Raw genomic sequence first — 17,653 nt, forward strand, 5'->3', positions numbered from 1 at the left:
GCTGCACCGACCCGCCCCATCAAACCTGCCACTGTGCAGACCTGCACCACTGCCTTCTAGACTGCCACCGCCAGGAAGCTCTGATTCGTCGCTAAAGAATGCGGACTGAACAGAAGCCAGGAGTCCTTGCGTTGGAATTGCCCATGCACGAATGGCCGAAACTCCGGCGCTATCGACTGGACATGCTCTGAGTAGTCGGTAATCGGAAAATGTTGCATCCCGAACACCTCATCCACGATCAACCCTACGAACACTTCGCCGCGCTCGACGACCAGTACGCGTCTTTGCTTGAGCGGATTGTTCGAGTCGATTCCGAAATAGCCACAGAGATCGAGAACCGGTAGCAACCGACCCCGCACGTTGGCCACGCCTTTCACCCAAGGCTTGACGCCGGGTAAAGCTGTCAGCCCAGGTTCGTGAAGGATTTCTCCCACCTCCCCCATGGGCGCCACGAGCAGCAATCCGCCCAAGCGAAACCCGATACCACTCCAGGTGCGTACGGATTCTTGCTGAGCAGGAAGATTCGCGGCGAGTTCGCGACAGCGTCGATCGATGTCGACCAGCATTGCAAACGGCGAATGTTGTGAATCGGCCATGCCTTTTCGATCCGTCCCTTGGAATTACCGATCAGCCGGCCAGTACGGCCTTGAGCGTACTGACGAGCGTGCTTTCATCAATCGGCTTGGTCAGATAGTCACGCGCGCCCTGGCGCTTGCCCCAGACCTTGTCGGTTTCCTGATCCTTGGTAGTGACGATGACCACCGGAATGCTGCTGGTTTCGCTGTCTTTCGTCAGTTGCCGCGTCGCTTGAAAGCCGTTCAGCCCAGGCATGACGATGTCCATCAAAACGGCATCCGGCTTCTCCTGGCGAGCCAGGGCCACGCCGTCGGCACCATTTTCGGCTTTGATAACTTGGTAACCGTTCTTCTCCAGCATCGCGCTGAGTTTGAACATTTCCGTTGGCGAATCGTCAACGATAAGAATTCGAGCCATGTGTGTCCCCATACGATAAGCAAAAATGGCAAACGCCAAAAAATCAGGAAGCCCGTTCTACGGGGACGAAGCTCGGCACATGCGTCTTGATAGCGCCTAGTAATTCTTCCTTGCTGAACGGCTTGGTCAGGTATTGGTCAGATCCGACGATACGTCCCTTTGCCTTGTCGAACAGACCGTCCTTGGATGACAGCATGATGACGGGCGTCGAACGGAACGCGTTGTTGTTCTTGATGAGCGCGCAAGTCTGGTAACCATCGAGGCGCGGCATCATGATGTCGACGAAAATGATGTTCGGTCGGTTATCGGCAATCTTAGCCAAGGCATCGAAGCCATCGACTGCCGTAATCACGTCGCAACCCACTTTCTTCAGCAGGGTTTCGGCCGTGCGGCGAATCGTCTTCGAATCATCGATCACCATTACCTTCAAGCCTTCGGAATGTTGTTCCATTTCGCTTACTTAACGCCTCGATGGATCCAGCAACGCCTTATATCAGGCAACCCGGAATTTTTCCGCCGCTCGCCGCACACTGGGGCGAATTCTTTTAGCATACACCTGCCGCCTACACGCACGGCGGGGTCAGAAGCTGACCCTGGAAAGCACTTACTGTGGCATGTACCCACAACCCAAACGGTCAGTACCTGCCAATTTTTTTCAATCCCATTGAAACCAAAGGAGCTTCGATGAGCGTTCGCCTCGGGATCGTGATGGACCCCATTGCACAGATATCCTTCAAGAAGGATAGCTCGCTGGCCATGCTGCTTGCCGCGCAGGAGCGCGGTTGGTCACTCCACTACATGGAGCAAAAGGACCTTTACCAAAGCAAAAGCAAAGCCCGTGCCCGGATGCGTTCACTCAACGTATTTCCTGATCCAGAACGCTGGTTCGAACTCGGCGAAGAAGTGGATGCATCACTGGACGACCTTGATGTCATCCTCATGCGCAAGGATCCTCCCTTCAACAGCGAGTACGTCTATTCCACGTACCTACTCGAGCTTGCCGAACAGGCCGGAGTGCTCGTGGTGAACAAACCGCAGAGCCTGCGTGACTGCAACGAGAAGTTTTTCGCCACCCAATTCCCGCAATTCACCCCGCCGACCTTGGTAAGCCGCCGGTCGGACATTTTGCGCGAGTTCGCAGCTGAGCACGGTGACGTTATCCTCAAACCGCTGGACGAAATGGGTGGCGCTTCCATATTCCGGCACCGTGAAGGCGACCCGAACCTCTCGGTAATTCTCGAGACACTGACGCTGCACGGCACTCGCCAGATAATGGCACAACGCTACCTCCCCGCGATCAAGGATGGCGACAAACGTATCCTCATGATCGACGGGGAGCCGGTTCCTTACTGCCTGGCGCGTATTCCTGCACAAGGCGAGACGCGCGGCAATCTCGCCGCAGGCGGGCGCGGAGAGGCACGACCATTGACTGAGCGCGATCTCGAGATCGCGCGTAATGTAGGGCCAGCCCTGCGCGCGCGGGGCCTGTTGTTTGTCGGACTCGATGTCATCGGCGAGCACCTGACCGAAATCAACGTCACCAGCCCAACCTGCATTCGAGAGATCGACGCCACCTTTGGAACGCAAATTGGCGCGCAGCTCATGGACGCTATCGCCAAGAAGCTTGATAGAACCTAGAGCCTGTTGACGTATCGTCGCAAGCCGGGTTGCTGTGAGTAAATAGTCAACAGACCTTAAACGTTGCGCAGTCCGCAGACTTGCTCGCCAAGTCTTGCGGCCCCTGCGGGCTATCGGCAGACTGCCCCGCACATCCGCTATCAACGACCTCCATGAATGCTGCCGTGAAGCCCACTCGTTTGAACCCTGAACCGGTTAGATCCTCGGATCGCCTGGGCTTCACGCTCTTTCTCGCCGCCGTGCTGCACGTTGCCGTGATATTGGGCGTGGGCTTTACCCTGTCCGATCCGCTGGAGCTCAGCAAAACGCTCGAAGTGACGCTCGCGACGTTCAAGAGTGACCAAGCACCCGACAACGCGGACTTTCTCGCTCAGCACAATCAGCAGGGCAGCGGCACGCTTGAAGAGAAAGCCGTTCCCAAGACCACGCAGCAGGCTGCGTTTCAAGACACTGAGGTCAACGAGGTCAGCCCTCCGTCGTCGCCGCCGCCTGCCACCCAACAGCTTTCCCCCAAGACTGCAATCGCTACGCGCTCACCACAGCGCGAGAAGACGCCGGCAACGACTGACGAGCGCGACGAGGCACCTACGCAGGAAGCGCCTACGACAGAGAGTGAGCCACTCACGTCAGAGATTTCCAGCCTGGAAGCCGAGCTGGCCAATGAAGTCGAACGCTACGCCAAGCGTCCGCGGATCTACCGGATCAATGCAGCCTCGACCATGCAAGACAAAGGCGCGTCCTATAAAGAAGATTGGCGTAAGCGCATCGAACGCGTGGGCAATTTGAATTACCCCGGCGAAGCGCGCCGCGACGGCATCTATGGCAGCCTTCGCCTGCTCGTCTCCATCAACAAAGACGGCACGCTGTATGAGGTGCAGATCCTTGAGTCATCTGGCAAGCCGGTGCTTGACCAGGCTGCGCTGAGAATCGTCCGGTTGGCAGCGCCCTTTTCGCCCTTTACCGGCGACCTGTCCGATATCGACCGCCTCGAGATCATTCGGACGTGGCGATTCGAACGTGGCGATCGTCTCTCCAGCCAATAGTCGTAACGCTTCGGCCAAATCCGCTTGATGCCCGACAGTGGAAGGCCGAAACTAGCGATCCATGAGAGACACCACTTCTAGCTATTTAAAGCATCAGTTTTTGATCGCCATGCCGCACATGGCCGATCCAAATTTCGCCCATACCCTGACGTACATTGTCGAGCACAATGATCAAGGCGCCATGGGTATCGTGGTCAACCGACCCTCCGGCCTCAACCTTGCTGACGTCCTCGAACAGCTGCGCCCGGACACCACCGCCGATGCACGCAGCATTGCGATGCCGGTGTATTCGGGAGGGCCAGTCCAGACGGACCGCGGGTTCGTGCTTCATCCCGCCGGCCCGACCTTTCAGGCGACGCTTGAGCTTGGAGAGATCGCACTGTCCACGTCGCAGGACATCTTGTTCGCCATCGCCGATGGTTTCGAGCCGCAACGGTCGCTGATCGCCCTTGGCTATGCCGGCTGGGGCGCAGGGCAACTCGAAGAAGAACTGGTCCAGAACGCCTGGCTCACCTGCCCTGCCGACGCATCAATCCTGTTCGAAGTGGAAAGTGATGCACGCGTTGCCGCAGCCGCGGCATGTCTAGGGGTCGACCTGACCCTGCTGACGTCCCAAGCGGGTCATGCATGACCGGGTCACGCCAGACCGGGGCGCTTCGCCTCCTGCTCGGCTTCGACTACGGCACCAAGCAAATCGGCGTTGCTGTCGGCCAAGCCGTCACCGGCCAGGCGCGTGAGCTCTGTGTGCTCAAGGCTCAAAACGGCGTTCCAGATTGGTCTCGAGTCGAGGCCCTTATCGCGGAGTGGCAACCCGACGCGGTCGTGGTCGGTCTCCCGCTGAACATGGACGGTACGCGCAGCGACATGAGTGACCGCGCGGAAAAGTTCGCGCGCCGCCTCAATGGCCGCTTCAACCTGCCGGCATTCACCCACGATGAGCGCCTGACCACCTTCGAAGCCAAAGGCCACCGAATGGCGCAAGGGCAGCGAGGCGGTTACCGCGATCGACCAGTGGATGCATTGGCCGCCGCCTTGCTCTTGGAAGGATGGCTCGAACATCATCCATCCACCCTGTAACCGCATACAAAGAAGGACAGATGCTGCCCTTTAGCGGCATCCATAGAGGACACGCCATGACACTGCCATTACCCGGCGAACTGCTGCCAAAAATGGCTGCTGAGTTGCAGACCTACCTCGCCGATCGCCGCATCGACACCCCTCACTTCATTGGCATTCGCACGGGCGGTGTGTGGGTCGCACAGGCCTTGCTCGAACAGATGGGGCGCGACGATAAAATGGGCGTACTCGATGTGTCGTTCTATCGCGATGATTTCACGCAAAACGGGCTTCATCCCCAAGTCCAGCCGTCCGAACTGCCTTTTGCCATCGAGGGCGAACACCTCGTACTGATCGACGACGTGCTCATGAGCGGTCGGACGATTCGCGCAGCACTCAATGAGCTATTCGATTACGGCCGCCCTGCCAGCGTTACGCTGGTATGCCTGCTCGACCTCAATGCGCGCGAGCTTCCCATTCGCCCGGATATCGTCGGCGCCACCCTTGCGCTGGGCGACGATCAGCGCATCAAGTTGTCCGGCCCCGCGCCGCTTGCGCTCGAACTGCAAACCCTCTCTGCCTCCTGAACACAAGGCCAGCCACATGCCTAAAGACGTGATGCGTTCGCTGCAACTCAATGATCAGGGCCAGCTTCGCCACTTTCTCTCGCTCGACAATTTACCGGGCGCCCTGCTGACAGAAATTCTCGATACCGCTGACTCGTTTCTCGAGGTGGGTGCGCGCGCTGTTAAAAAGGTGCCGCTGCTGCGCGGGAAAACCGTCTGCAACGTGTTTTTCGAGAACTCGACGCGAACTCGGACAACGTTCGAACTGGCTGCCCAGCGGCTCTCGGCTGACGTGATCAGCCTGAACGTGTCCACCTCGTCCACGAGCAAAGGCGAGACACTCTTCGATACGTTGCGCAATCTCGAGGCCATGGCCGCCGATATGTTCGTCGTGCGCCACAGCGACTCCGGGGCCGCCCATTTCATTGCAGAGCACGTCTGCCCGAACGTTGCGATCATCAACGGCGGAGACGGGCGCCACGCGCACCCGACCCAAGGCATGTTGGACATGCTGACGATCCGCCGACACAAGGGGCAGTTCGAAAACCTGTCAGTCGCGATCGTTGGCGACATCCTGCACTCCCGCGTCGCCCGCTCGAACATGCTGGCGCTCAAAGCATTGGGTTGTCCGGACATTCGCGTCATCGGGCCAAAGACGCTGCTTCCGGTCGGTGTCGAGCAGTACGGCGTCCGCGTCTACAACGATCTCAGCGAAGGACTAAAAGACGTAGACGTCGTCATCATGCTTCGGCTGCAACGCGAACGTATGCAAGGCGGCCTGCTTCCCAGCGAAGGCGAGTTCTATCGCCTCTACGGCCTCACGGAACAGCGGCTGCGCCACGCCAAGCCCGACGCCATCGTCATGCACCCTGGCCCGATCAATCGCGGAGTCGAAATCGAATCCGCAGTCGCGGACGGGCCGCAATCCGTCATTCTCAATCAGGTCACCTACGGTATCGCCATTCGCATGGCCGTGTTGTCGATGGCCATGAGCGGACAAACCGCACAACGTCAGATGAACCAGGACGCCGAGGAGCACGCCTGATGCCTACCGAAATCCTCGGAGCCCGCGTTATCGACCCCACCTCCGGCATCGACAAGGTTGCTGACCTCTATCTCGACGCAGGCAAGATCGTCGCGGTCGGTGCGAAGCCTGCCGGGTTCGAAGCCCGGCATAGCATCCAGGCGCAGGGATTGATCGCGGCCCCCGGCCTCGTCGACCTGTCCGTTGCGCTTCGCGAGCCGGGCTACACGCGCAAAGGGTCGATCTCGACCGAAACGCTGGCAGCGGCAGCCGGGGGCGTAACGTCGCTATGCTGTCCGCCCTTGACCCGTCCTATACTGGATACCGCGGCCATAGCCGAATTGATCCTGGACCGCGCCCAAGAAGCAGGTCACGCCAAAGTCTTCCCGATCGGCGCGCTGACCAAAGGATTGGCGGGCGATCAGCTTTCCGAACTCGTCACGTTGCGCGACAACGGCTGCATTGGCTTTGGCAACGGGCTCGCCCCCATGGCCAACAATCGAGTACTGCAGCGCGCCCTGGAATATGCGGCGACCTTCGACCTTACGGTCGTTTTCCATTCGCAAGACCCGGACCTTGCCAACGGCGGGTTGGCCCACGAAGGCGCAACGGCGAGCTTCCTTGGTCTTGCCGGCATCCCGGAAACGGCCGAAACGGTCGCCTTGGCGCGCAACCTCCTGCTGGTCGAACAAACCGGAGTCCGGGCGCATTTCACGCAGATAACCAGTGCCCGTGGCGCGCAAATGATCGCCGACGCCCAGGCTCGGGGGCTCTCCGTAAGCGCTGACGTGGCTTTGTATCAGTTGCTGCTAACGGACGACGCCCTTACGGGTTTTTCGAGCCTTTATCACGTGCAGCCACCGCTGCGCTCCCGGCAGGATCGGGAGGGACTACGGGAGGCCGTCAAATCAGGCGTGATTCAGGCTATCGCCAGCCATCATCAACCCCACGAAGCAGACGCCAAGCTAGCACCGTTCGCGGCGACCGAACCCGGAATAAGCAGCGTCGAGATACTCCTGCCACTTGCGCTGTCCCTGGTCGAAGACGGGCTGTTGGATCTACCAACGCTATTACAGCGGCTGACAAGTGGCCCAGCGGCGGTATTTGGGCTTCCCGCAGGAACCTTGAACGTCGGGGCCGCCGCCGACATCGTGCTATTCGACCGGGCTGGAAAAACCACTGCTGGCGAGCAGTGGTACTCCAAGGGCCGAAACTGCCCCTTCATGGGTGACACCCTACCTGGAAGCGTTCGCTACACATTGATGAACGGCCGCCTTAGCTTTCAGGCCATTAGCGCTTGAGATAGCCGGGCCGCCCGCTACAGGGTGGCCCCAACATCGATCAAGGGCGAGTCCCAAACGTTTCGGTCGCGACGGTCCACGCCACGGCTTGCTCACTAAGACTGAACCCCAAGCCTGGCCGATTCGGCACCCACATGCGTCCATCGCGCAGTTCCAGACGCTCGTTGAACAACGGCTCCAGCCACTCGAAGTGCTCCAACCATGGCTCGGTCGGGTAGGCAGCGGACAAGTGCAAATGGATCTCCATGGCGAAATGCGGCGCCAGCTTCAGGCCGTTGAAACTCGCCAGGTTCATGATCTGCAGGAAAGGCGTGATCCCACCCACCCGAGGGGCGTCGGGCTGCACGAAGTCTGCGGCCTTCACCCCGATGAAGCGCGCATGCTCCTCGAAGCTCGTCAGCATCTCGCCGGTGGCGATTGCCGTGTCGAGGGAAGCGGAAAGCGCCGCATGACCCTCATGGTCCTGACAGTCGAGCGGCTCTTCGATCCAGGTGAGATCGAATTCCTCGAGCTTGCGGCAGAAACGCTGCGCAGTGACGCGGTCCCACTGCTGGTTTGCGTCCACCATCAAGGGGAAACCTTCACCCAGCTTCTCGCGCACGGCTTTGACCCGCGCGTAGTCGATCGCCGTGTCCGGCTGGCCCACCTTGATCTTGATGCCGCCGATGCCGCTAGCGCGACTGCTTTCGACGTTCTCCAGAACCTTGTCCAACGGCGTCGATAGAAACCCGCCCGAGGTGTTGTAGCACTGGACGGAATCACGGTGTGCGCCAAGCAATTTGGCAAGTGGCAAGCCGGCACGTTTCGCTTTCAAGTCCCACAGCGCAACGTCGAAAGGCGCTACCGCCTGAACCGCCATACCACTTCGTCCCATGGACGCGCCCGCCCACAGAAGCTTATTGAAAATCTTCGCAATATCGTTCGGGTCTTCACCCAGCAGATTCGGGGCGATCTCCTTGGCATGTTCGAACATGCCACGACCACCCGCACGCTTGGAATAACCAAAACCAATACCTTCATGCCCGTCACGCGTGCGGATCTCGGCGAACACGAACGCGATTTCGGTCATCGGCTTTTGGCGGCCAGTGAGCACTTTCGCGTCACTGATTGGCGCCGCGAGTGGCAGGAAAAGCAGGGAAAGCTTCACCCACTCGATTTTATCCACGGATGCCGGCCCGGCTTCCATCGAAGGAATCTTGGCGTCGATATATACGTTGCTTTCGATCATGCTCATGAAGCGTCTCCATCGAATTGTTGTTGGCGTTACAGACGTTCGCGAAAAAATGAACCAAACTCGATGACAACGCTAACATAATGACAGCGCTGTCATGCAAGTCTTACTGATGAAAAGCGACAGATAATTTTCTAAACCGCTGAGTGAAGTCGCTATGATCGCGGCAAATCAGGTAATCGATAAGAGCGTATGAAGCGGGAAATGGAATCGAAGAGCAGTCATTTACAGAGCCCGCCAAGCCCCATGAGCGCCACCCTCGCCGACGTCGCCCGCCTGGCTAAGGTCTCGTCGATCACCGTGTCTCGCGTGCTTAATCATCCACACTTGGTATCGGAAAAAACGGCTAAACGCGTCAAAGCGGCGATTGCCAAGACGGGTTACGTACCTAATCTTCTAGCGGGCGGACTGGTTTCTCAGCGCAGCCGCCTGGTTGTGGTTGTGATTCCAACGGTGGCCAATCGCGTGTTCGACGCCACCATCGAACACCTTGGTCAATGCCTCGCAGACGCACGTTATCAATTGCTGCTGGCCCAATCAGATCTCAGCGAAGAAGGCGAATCCGCGCTCATCGACAGTATCCTCGCCCGCCGTCCAGACGGTCTGGTTCTCACCCATCCATTGCAGTCGCCTGCGGCTCGAGAAAAGCTGCTGGCTCGTGGCATACCGGTCATCGAAGCTTGGGAAATTCATGATCGCCCCATCGACACGCTGGTGGGGTTCTCCCATCCTGATGCCGGCAAGGCGATGGCTGAGCACATCATCGAACGAGGTTACCGCAAGGTGGCGCTGGTCTGGAGCGGCGACGCGCGCGGGACCCAGCGCCGAACGGCTTGCGAGCAACGCCTCATCGACGCCGGGGTGCACATCACAGCTCGTCACATTACGCCCGTTCCGGTGCTGGTCGGATATGGTCGAGAGGCGATGAAAGCGCTGCTGGACGAATCCATGGGCATGGACGCGGTGATCTGCAGCATCGATCTTTTGGCACAAGGTGTCATGGCGGAGGCGCAATCACGCGGATTACGAATACCCGAGGATGTCGCCGTCATGGGCTATGGAAACTTGGAGTTCGCTGCGTATACCCACCCTCGCCTGACGACCATTGCAATCGATGGCGCTCTGATCGGACAGCTCATCGCGCAACGCCTCCTACAGCGTCTCACCGGCGAGCTGGTAACGCGTACCAGTGTCGACGATGTAGGGTTTCGGCTTGTGGTTCGAGAAAGTACTTAAGGGCTCGTTCAGTACCGCTGCCGTGCGTTCTTCAACGACACCTGGTCATTGAGCGTCCAAAAGTCATAGAGCACACCTAAAAAGAACAAGCCGCCGGTGCATAGATACAAAAGCCCGGTGATCCATTTCCCTTGATACATGCGGTGCACGCCGAAAATCCCAAGGAAGGTAAGCAAGACCCACGCAACGTTGTAATTCAGGTGCCCGGCGTTGAAGCGCAAATCGGCTTCCCGATCCATCGCGGGAATCAAGAACAAGTCGATGATCCAGCCGATCAGGAACAACCCGAACGTAAAGAACCAGATCGTCCCCGTCACCGGCTTGCCGTAATAGAACCGGTGTGCGCCCGTAAAGCCAAAAATCCACAGCAAATAGCCAATGACCTTGCTATGGGTGTCTGCGGTTTGCATGTGCTACCTCTCCACTCTCGTTTCGAACATCGCCTACGAACCTGTTCACGATCTGCTGCGCGTCGGCTAAACGGCGTTGAAAACAGCTTCGGCATGCTCATTTACAGCACGTAAACTCGTGTGCGAGCCCAGTGCGCAGCCCTCAGCTGTTTTCGCCCCCGTTTAGCTCTAGCTCGCGAGATCGTGAACAGGCTCTAAAACTCGCATCGTACATTGGAGTTATCCGCAGCGCTGGCCATGCGCTCCGACGTACGGAAGTGGCCGGCAGTTGTCACGTCCACGCCCGAGTACGATACTGTATTTTCATACAGTATTAGAGCCCGCCATGGACCTCACCGACAAGCTGATCGTACTCGCAGACGCCGCCAAATATGATGTTTCCTGCGCCAGCAGCGGCGCGCCGAAACGCAGCTCCAAAGGCAAGAGCGGGCTGGGCGCCGATACCGGAATGGGCATCTGTCATAGCTTCACCCCCGATGGCCGCTGCGTATCGTTGCTGAAAGTGCTGTTGACCAACTTCTGCATCTATGACTGCCAGTACTGCGTGAATCGCCGCTCCAGCGACGTGCCCCGTGCGCGCTTCACGCCGGAAGAAGTCGCCAAATTGACGATCGACTTCTATCGAAAGAATGTCATCAGCGGCCTATTCCTCAGCTCTGGAATTATCCGCTCCTCGGACTACACCATGGAGCAACTGGTTCGCGTGGCGCGTCTTCTGCGCAATCAGTATGAGTTTCGCGGCTACATCCATCTCAAGACCATTCCCGATGCGGACCCGCAGCTGATTGCAGAAGCCGGCCTGTATGCGGACCGGCTTAGCGTGAATATCGAGCTGCCAACGGAGATCAGTCTGGAAAACCTGGCGCCGGAAAAAAACGGCCAGAGCATTCGCAAAGCCATGGGACGGATTCGCTTGGGCGTGGAGGAATCCACCGCAGAGACCCGCGCACCCCGTTTTGCCCCCGCAGGGCAAAGCACGCAGATGATCGTCGGTGCCGACACCACGGACGACCGGACCATTCTCGACACGGCGCAACGGCTGTACGGCGCCTATGGCCTCAAGCGTGTGTACTACTCAGCGTTTAGCCCCATTCCCAAGAGTCCGGGCACCGTCCCGCTGCAACCTCCACCCTTAATGCGTGAACATCGGCTGTATCAGGCGGACTTTCTACTGCGCGGGTACGGATTTCAAGCCGATGAGTTGCTGTCTTCTGGCAATCTTCCGCTGGATATCGATCCCAAATTAGCGTGGGCATTGAATCATCGGGAGCAGTTTCCGATGGACCTCAACCGGGCGGATGCGATGCTGATCGCTCGTATTCCTGGGATCGGCATGCTCAATGCCAAGCGTCTGGTGCAACTGCGGCGGGAGCGCCGGATCCGCTTCAACGACCTCGTGCGACTCCGTTGCTCGATGGAAAAGGTGAAGCCTTTCATTGTCACAGATGACTATCGCCCGCAGCGCGATCAGTGGGAATCACACTCTCTACGGCGATCGCTTACCGAGCAGCCTGCACAGATGGCGCTCTGGTAAACGTGCGAACGATCCACTTTGCCGGCAGTTTTGAAGCCTGGCGACCGATTGCACGCAAACTGCTGCTGGATCAAACGGCTCCCGACCAGATCACGTGGCAAGCGGGAAATGATCCTGCTGCCGATCTTTTCGCCTCGCCCGACGTTCTCGATGAGCCGACGCAACCGTCGGTTGCCCTTGCGATCCCGCGCAAGCTGCCCGAGCTTTTAAAGTACGCCGCCTGCTACCGTGCGCCGGATCGGTGGGCGTTGCTGTACCGCGTGCTCTGGCGTGTGACGCGCGGGGACCGGAGCGCAATGCTTGCGGGCGATATCGACGGCGCGCAGCTGCATGGGCGGGTCAAAAGCGTGCGGCGTGAAGCCCATCACATGCACGCCTTCTTGCGTTTCGCTGAACGCGCTGAGGACGCGACACCTCGATTCGTCGCCTGGCATGAACCCGCCCATGATGTACTGGAACTTGCGTCGGGCCATTTTCATCATCGAATGGGAAGCGTTAGTTGGCTGATTGCCACTCCGGAAGGCGCCGCAGTCTGCGACGGCACCTCGCTCTCCTTTCTCTCACCCTGCCCCGACGATTTGCGGCAGTTGGCCCAGGGCACGCGGGACGACGGCGAGGCGCTATGGCGGGCGTATTACAGCAGCACGTTCAACCCTGCCCGAGTTAACGAAAAGGTCATGCGCGGACATATGCCTGCGCGTTTCTGGAAGCATCTGCCAGAAGGCGATCTGATTCCACAACTGGCAACCCAAGCCCGCGCCGGGCAGCAAAAGCTTGCGCAAACCGAGAGCGTCGGAAAACAAGCAGGTCGACAAGTACTGATTGCCCGGGAGCGTGCGCAGCCAGTCCGTCCGCTGCCCACCTCCCTGGACGAGTGCCGTCAATGCGATATCTGGCAGAACGCAACCTGTGCTGTTCCTGGCGCGGGCAGTTCACATGCGCAAATCATGTTGATTGGCGAGCAGCCTGGCGACCATGAGGACCTTGCGGGGCGGCCCTTCGTTGGTCCGGCAGGGCAGATCCTGGATCAGGCGCTCGCAAGCGCAGGCCTGGATCGAGCGGCTATCTTCGTCACCAACGCGGTCAAGCATTTCAAATGGGAGCCTCGCGGAGGCATTCACGGCAAGGCTGCGACGCGCAAGCACGCCACACCGAAACCTGCGGAGATCCGTGCGTGTCGGGATTGGCTAACGAAAGAACTCGCGGACATCAAACCGCTGGTGCTCGTCGCGCTGGGCCGAACGGCGCTGGCCTCCATACTCGAAGTACACGACCCGCAGCGAATCCGTCTTGCCGATTACAGCGGCCGGGCATTCAAGCACGACGGTCGCTGGGTGCTGACTGCCCCGCACCCCGCAGCGATTCTGCGTAATCGGGATGAGCAACAAAGGCGGTATTTCGAAGAGCTATGCCATGCACTGACTAAGGCGGCGGAACTGATCTCCACGCTGCACTAATATCGGATATCCATTTAAATGCAGGATACCTGCGTCTCTTCGTGGGAGCGGGCCATGCCCGCGAAGGATTTTCAGACTGGCCTGGTCTGCACCTACCGGCCCGCTCCCACAGACGGGATTGCCTGCATCCACCCTGAGGTCGGAGCTGTCGGTAGGAGCGGGTCTAACGTAAATTTCGCCCGCCAGCTTCTTCGCCAGGCTCCAGGCTAAGACGATCGCTCATTCGGCGCAGGTGATCGCCGTCCGTTTCGGACTCAAGCTTGATCATCAAGCGCAGGTCGTTGGCGGAATCCGCGTGTTGCAGCGCGGCTTCATAGCTGATTTCCCCATCGTGATACAGCTTGAACAAACTCTCGTCGAACGTCTGCATGCCGGCTTCGGGGGAACGCTTCATGAGACCCTTGAGCTCATGCACCTCGCCCTTGCGGATCATGTCCGCTGCCAGCGGCGTATTGACCAACACCTCGATTGCGACACGTCGCCCATTGCCAGCGACCGTTGGAATCAACTGCTGCGCGACAATCGCCTTGAGGTTGAGCGAAAGGTCCATCCAGATTTGGTTGTGCCGATCCGCCGGGAAGAAGTTGATGATGCGATCCAGCGCCTGGTTGGCATTGTTGGCATGCAATGTCGCGAGGCACAGGTGGCCGGTTTCCGCGAAGGCCAGCGCGTAATCCATCGTTTCACGCGAGCGAATCTCGCCAATCATGATGACGTCCGGGGCTTGGCGCAGCGTGTTCTTCAACGCGACATCGAACGACTCAGTGTCCAGCCCGACCTCGCGTTGGGTGACGATGCAGCTGTGATGCTGGTGCACATATTCGATGGGGTCTTCGATGGAGATAATGTGGCCGCTGCTGTTGAGATTGCGGTGGCCAATGATCGCTGCGAGCGAGGTGGACTTGCCGGTGCCAGTCGCGCCCACCATCAGCACCAGACCGCGCTTGGCCATCGCCAGTGATTTCAAGCTCTCCGGCAGGCGCAGCTCATCGATCGTCGGGATACGCGTCTCGATCCGGCGCAGCACCATCCCGGCTAGGTTGCGTTGGAAAAACGCACTCACTCGAAAACGGCCAATACCCCGTGCGCTGATCGCAAAGTTGGATTCATGGTTTTCCGCGAACTCGCGGCGCTGCTGCTCGTTCATCACGCCGTAAACGGTTTCACGCGTCAGCTCGGGCGACATCGGTGATTTGGTGACGGGCAAGATCTTGCCGTTCACCTTGATGGATGGCGGAACGCCCGCCGTGATGAACAGGTCGGAAGCCCCTTTCTCAACCATCAACCGCAACAGCTTGTCGAATTCCATGACGCCTATCTTCCAGAAATGTGCAGCGTGGTATTAGAACCGCCTGCGTGCCGGGCTCACAGATTGGAAGCCCGATAACACGATCAGCGGGAAGAAATGATGGACAGAGCGGCAGACCTTACTGGGCCGCCGCTTCAGCGCGCGTCAGAAGTTTTCCGGCGTTTTCGCTTTCTCGCGTGCAGCGTCACGGCTAATGAGCCCACGTGCGACCAGCGCCTTGAGGCTCATGTCCAACGTCTGCATGCCGATGGAGCCGCCGGTCTGGATCGCCGAATACATCTGGGCGACCTTATCTTCGCGAATCAGGTTTCGAATGGCCGGCGTGCCGATCATGATTTCGTGCGCGGCGACGCGGCCACCTCCGACCTTCTTGATCAGCGTCTGCGAGATCACGGACTGCAGCGATTCCGACAACATCGAACGCACCATGGACTTCTCCTCCGCCGGGAACACGTCGACGACACGGTCGATGGTCTTGGCGGCCGACGTGGTGTGCAGCGTGCCGAATACGAGGTGGCCGGTTTCCGCAGCCGTCAGCGCGAGGCGAATCGTTTCCAGGTCACGCATTTCGCCGACGAGAATGATGTCCGGGTCTTCCCGCAGTGCCGAGCGCAGTGCTTCGGAGAAGCCAAGCGTATCCCGGTGTACCTCGCGCTGGTTCACCAAGCACTTCTTCGACTCGTGAACGAATTCGATAGGGTCCTCGATGGTAAGAATGTGGTGGTACTTGGTGCTGTTGAGGTAGTCCAGCATGGCCGCGAGCGTTGTGGATTTCCCCGAACCCGTCGGCCCGGTTACCAGGACCAAGCCCCGCGGCACGTCGGATATCTTGCGAAAGACATCGCTCATCCCCAGATCTTCCATGGTGAGGACCTTGGAAGGAATCGTACGGAACACCGCACCAGCGCCCCGATTCTGATTGAACGCGTTGACCCGGAAACGGGCAACGCCAGGCACTTCGAACGAAAAGTCGGTCTCGAGAAACTCCTCGAAATCCTTTCGCTGCTTGTCGTTCATGATGTCGTAGATCAGTGCGTGAACCTGCTTGTGGTCCATCGGCGGCAGGTTGATGCGCCGCACATCGCCATCCACGCGGATCATGGGCGGCAAGCCGGCGGAAAGGTGCAGGTCGGACGCGCCCTGCTTGGCGCTGAACGCCAGCAGCTCGGTAATATCCATGGGACTCCCCAATCAGAGGCAAGCGGGTAGAATGCCGCAGGTTCACGCCGGCGCGAAGGCTGCCGGCATTTGGGCGACATGCTGATAAAGGCGTGTCGAGCCGCTGCGCTACGGTCGTTTCAATGAGCGAGGCTAATGTCCACGATAGCGGAAAATATTGCAAAGGTACGCAGCCGTATTGAGGCCGCGACGAGCGCCGCCGGGCGTGACGAAAAAGCCGTCGGTCTGCTGGCCGTCAGCAAGACCAAGCCGGCGTCGGCATTACGCGACGCTTACACCTGCGGCCAGCGGCATTTCGGCGAAAACTACCTACAGGAAGCGCTCGGCAAGCAGGCCGAATTGAGCGATCTCGCGATCGATTGGCATTTCATCGGACCGATCCAATCCAACAAGACCAAAGCCATCGCCGAGCAGTTCGCTTGGGTGCATTCGGTCGACCGGCTGAAAATAGCCGAACGCCTGTCTGCACAGCGCCCGGAAGACTTGCCACCGCTCAACATTTGCCTGCAGGTAAACGTCAGCGGCGAAGCCAGCAAATCCGGGTGTTCGCTCGAAGCGCTGCCGGAGCTTGCGCTGGCTGTTTCGCAACTACCGAGGCTGCGTTTGCGCGGGCTGATGGCGATTCCCGAGCCGGAGGACGATCCACAACGACAACGCGAGCCTTTCGCGCTTCTACGTCAACAACTCACCGCGTTGAGCCTGCCACTGGATACCCTATCCATGGGCATGAGCCACGACCTCGAGGCAGCCATTACCGAAGGCGCAACCTGGGTTCGCATCGGTACTGCGCTGTTTGGCGCCCGCGACTATTCGACGTCAATTCGATAAGGAATCTGGATGAACAACCTTCGTATCGCTTTCATCGGCGCGGGCAACATGGCCGCGAGCCTGATTGGCGGACTTCGCGCCCAGGGCCTGGACGCTGCGCAACTCTGCGCAGGCGATCCGGGCGAAGACAATCGCACTCGCGTGCACACCGAGCACGGCATCGAGACGTTTGCCGATAATGCTAAAGCCGTCGAGAACGCCGATGTCGTGGTTTTGGCAGTCAAGCCGCAAGTGATGAAAGCGGTGTGTCTCGATCTTGCACCGTCGTTGTCCGAGGGGCAGCTTATCGTCTCTGTCGCCGCGGGCATTCCCTGCACCAGCCTACAGACATGGCTCGGCGGCCCCAGTGGCGCATTGCGCCCTATCGTGCGCTGCATGCCGAATACACCAGCCCTGCTTCGCGAGGGCGCGAGCGGCCTGTATGCCAATGCGCAGGTGAGCGACACCCAACGCGCTCAAGCCGAGCAGCTCCTGTCCGCCGTTGGCCTGGCCATGTGGCTGGACGACGAATCGCTTATCGATGCCGTGACGGCAGTCTCGGGAAGCGGCCCGGCTTACTTCTTTCTCCTAGTGGAAGCCATGACAGCCGCGGGCGAAAAGCTTGGGCTACCCCGCGAGGTGGCCGCGAAGCTCACGGCGCAAACCGCGCTGGGCGCCGCACGCATGGTGGCTACGAGCGATGTCGAGGCCGCCGAGCTGCGGCGCCGGGTAACCTCGCCGAATGGCACCACGGAAGCCGCCATCAACGCCTTCCAAGCCAACCATTTCGAAGACCTCGTGCAAAAGGCACTCGATGCTGCCGCCCACCGTTCGGCCGAATTGGCCGCTCAGCTTGGACAATAGGAGCG

The 17,653-nt window shown here is 59.3% G+C and carries 19 protein-coding genes; 12 read left to right on the forward strand and 7 right to left on the reverse strand.

The features are described from left to right. Positions 1 to 56: 56 nt before the first annotated feature. From IEY47_RS15370 to pilG, 3 genes are read right to left on the reverse strand one after another with little or no spacing between them, the layout of a single operon-like run. Positions 57 to 596, reverse strand: a complete 540-nt coding sequence (locus IEY47_RS15370) for a chemotaxis protein CheW (RefSeq protein ID WP_188984218.1) — start codon at positions 594 to 596, stop codon at positions 57 to 59. Between the two features lie 31 nt (positions 597 to 627). Further along, a complete protein-coding gene (pilH, locus tag IEY47_RS15375; protein ID WP_188984220.1) occupies positions 628 to 993 on the reverse strand; it encodes a twitching motility response regulator PilH in 366 nt (121 codons plus the stop codon). A gap of 43 nt (positions 994 to 1,036) precedes the next feature. Further along, on the reverse strand, positions 1,037 to 1,444 hold the full coding sequence (gene pilG / locus IEY47_RS15380) for a twitching motility response regulator PilG (protein WP_188984222.1): 408 nt from the start codon (positions 1,442 to 1,444) through the stop codon (positions 1,037 to 1,039). Positions 1,445 to 1,677: 233 nt separating this feature from the next. On the opposite strand from pilG, the gene gshB reads away from it, so the two are divergent. From gshB to IEY47_RS15415, 7 genes are all read left to right on the forward strand, one after another. Further along, complete coding sequence (gene gshB / locus IEY47_RS15385; RefSeq protein ID WP_188984224.1) at positions 1,678 to 2,631, forward strand: glutathione synthase; 954 nt, start codon at positions 1,678 to 1,680, stop codon at positions 2,629 to 2,631. A 152-nt stretch (positions 2,632 to 2,783) separates the two neighbouring features. Next, positions 2,784 to 3,674 (forward strand): energy transducer TonB, encoded by an 891-nt coding sequence (locus tag IEY47_RS15390; protein ID WP_188984226.1) that lies wholly within the window; start codon positions 2,784 to 2,786, stop codon positions 3,672 to 3,674. 61 nt (positions 3,675 to 3,735) lie between these two features. Continuing rightward, positions 3,736 to 4,305, forward strand: coding sequence for a YqgE/AlgH family protein (locus IEY47_RS15395; RefSeq protein WP_188984228.1), 570 nt, complete (start codon positions 3,736 to 3,738; stop codon positions 4,303 to 4,305). Further along, on the forward strand, positions 4,302 to 4,751 hold the full coding sequence (gene ruvX, locus IEY47_RS15400; protein WP_188984230.1) for a Holliday junction resolvase RuvX: 450 nt from the start codon (positions 4,302 to 4,304) through the stop codon (positions 4,749 to 4,751). Before IEY47_RS15395 ends, ruvX begins: the two co-directional genes overlap by 4 nt. 56 nt (positions 4,752 to 4,807) lie before the next feature. Continuing rightward, positions 4,808 to 5,317 carry a bifunctional pyr operon transcriptional regulator/uracil phosphoribosyltransferase PyrR gene (gene pyrR, locus IEY47_RS15405; RefSeq protein WP_188984232.1) on the forward strand — a complete coding sequence of 170 codons (510 nt, stop codon included), beginning with the start codon at positions 4,808 to 4,810 and terminating at the stop codon, positions 5,315 to 5,317. Between the two features lie 16 nt (positions 5,318 to 5,333). Then, the gene (locus tag IEY47_RS15410; RefSeq protein WP_188984234.1) at positions 5,334 to 6,341 is read left to right on the forward strand and encodes an aspartate carbamoyltransferase catalytic subunit; all 1,008 of its coding nucleotides are present in this window, start codon (positions 5,334 to 5,336) and stop codon (positions 6,339 to 6,341) included. Beyond that, entirely contained in the window at positions 6,341 to 7,621 is a 1,281-nt protein-coding gene (locus tag IEY47_RS15415) for a dihydroorotase (protein WP_188984236.1), read from the forward strand. The genes IEY47_RS15410 and IEY47_RS15415 overlap by 1 nt, the downstream gene beginning before the upstream one ends. Positions 7,622 to 7,661: 40 nt before the next feature. On the opposite strand, the gene IEY47_RS15420 is transcribed toward IEY47_RS15415, so the two are convergent. Continuing rightward, entirely contained in the window at positions 7,662 to 8,849 is a 1,188-nt protein-coding gene (locus IEY47_RS15420; protein ID WP_444544327.1) for an L-talarate/galactarate dehydratase, read from the reverse strand. A 249-nt stretch (positions 8,850 to 9,098) separates the two neighbouring features. Here IEY47_RS15420 and IEY47_RS15425 point away from each other — a divergent pair, with 249 nt between their 5' ends. Next, entirely contained in the window at positions 9,099 to 10,088 is a 990-nt protein-coding gene (locus IEY47_RS15425) for a LacI family DNA-binding transcriptional regulator (RefSeq protein ID WP_188984240.1), read from the forward strand. 8 nt (positions 10,089 to 10,096) lie between these two features. Here the strand turns inward: IEY47_RS15425 and IEY47_RS15430 are convergent, their stop codons facing one another. Beyond that, complete coding sequence (locus IEY47_RS15430) at positions 10,097 to 10,498, reverse strand: NINE protein (RefSeq protein WP_188984242.1); 402 nt, start codon at positions 10,496 to 10,498, stop codon at positions 10,097 to 10,099. Between the two features lie 325 nt (positions 10,499 to 10,823). Between IEY47_RS15430 and IEY47_RS15435 the strand changes: the two genes are divergently transcribed. Beyond that, the gene (locus IEY47_RS15435) at positions 10,824 to 12,032 is read left to right on the forward strand and encodes a putative DNA modification/repair radical SAM protein (RefSeq protein ID WP_188984244.1); all 1,209 of its coding nucleotides are present in this window, start codon (positions 10,824 to 10,826) and stop codon (positions 12,030 to 12,032) included. 2 nt (positions 12,033 to 12,034) lie between these two features. Continuing rightward, complete coding sequence (locus IEY47_RS15440) at positions 12,035 to 13,489, forward strand: UdgX family uracil-DNA binding protein (RefSeq protein ID WP_188984245.1); 1,455 nt, start codon at positions 12,035 to 12,037, stop codon at positions 13,487 to 13,489. Between the two features lie 163 nt (positions 13,490 to 13,652). Here the strand turns inward: IEY47_RS15440 and IEY47_RS15445 are convergent, their stop codons facing one another. Both IEY47_RS15445 and pilT read right to left on the reverse strand, forming a co-directional pair. Beyond that, positions 13,653 to 14,798 (reverse strand): PilT/PilU family type 4a pilus ATPase, encoded by a 1,146-nt coding sequence (locus IEY47_RS15445; protein ID WP_188984247.1) that lies wholly within the window; start codon positions 14,796 to 14,798, stop codon positions 13,653 to 13,655. Between the two features lie 144 nt (positions 14,799 to 14,942). After that, on the reverse strand, positions 14,943 to 15,977 hold the full coding sequence (gene pilT, locus IEY47_RS15450) for a type IV pilus twitching motility protein PilT (RefSeq protein WP_188984249.1): 1,035 nt from the start codon (positions 15,975 to 15,977) through the stop codon (positions 14,943 to 14,945). A 135-nt stretch (positions 15,978 to 16,112) separates the two neighbouring features. On the opposite strand from pilT, the gene IEY47_RS15455 reads away from it, so the two are divergent. Together IEY47_RS15455 and proC are read left to right on the forward strand one after the other, a co-directional pair. Continuing rightward, the gene (locus tag IEY47_RS15455; RefSeq protein WP_188984251.1) at positions 16,113 to 16,805 is read left to right on the forward strand and encodes a YggS family pyridoxal phosphate-dependent enzyme; all 693 of its coding nucleotides are present in this window, start codon (positions 16,113 to 16,115) and stop codon (positions 16,803 to 16,805) included. A 9-nt stretch (positions 16,806 to 16,814) separates the two neighbouring features. Next, entirely contained in the window at positions 16,815 to 17,648 is an 834-nt protein-coding gene (gene proC / locus IEY47_RS15460; RefSeq protein ID WP_188984253.1) for a pyrroline-5-carboxylate reductase, read from the forward strand. The last annotated feature ends 5 nt before the right edge of the window (positions 17,649 to 17,653 follow it).

The organism is Pseudomonas matsuisoli, from assembly GCF_014647635.1.
Taxonomy (GTDB): Bacteria; Pseudomonadota; Gammaproteobacteria; order Pseudomonadales; family Pseudomonadaceae; genus Pseudomonas_P; species Pseudomonas_P matsuisoli.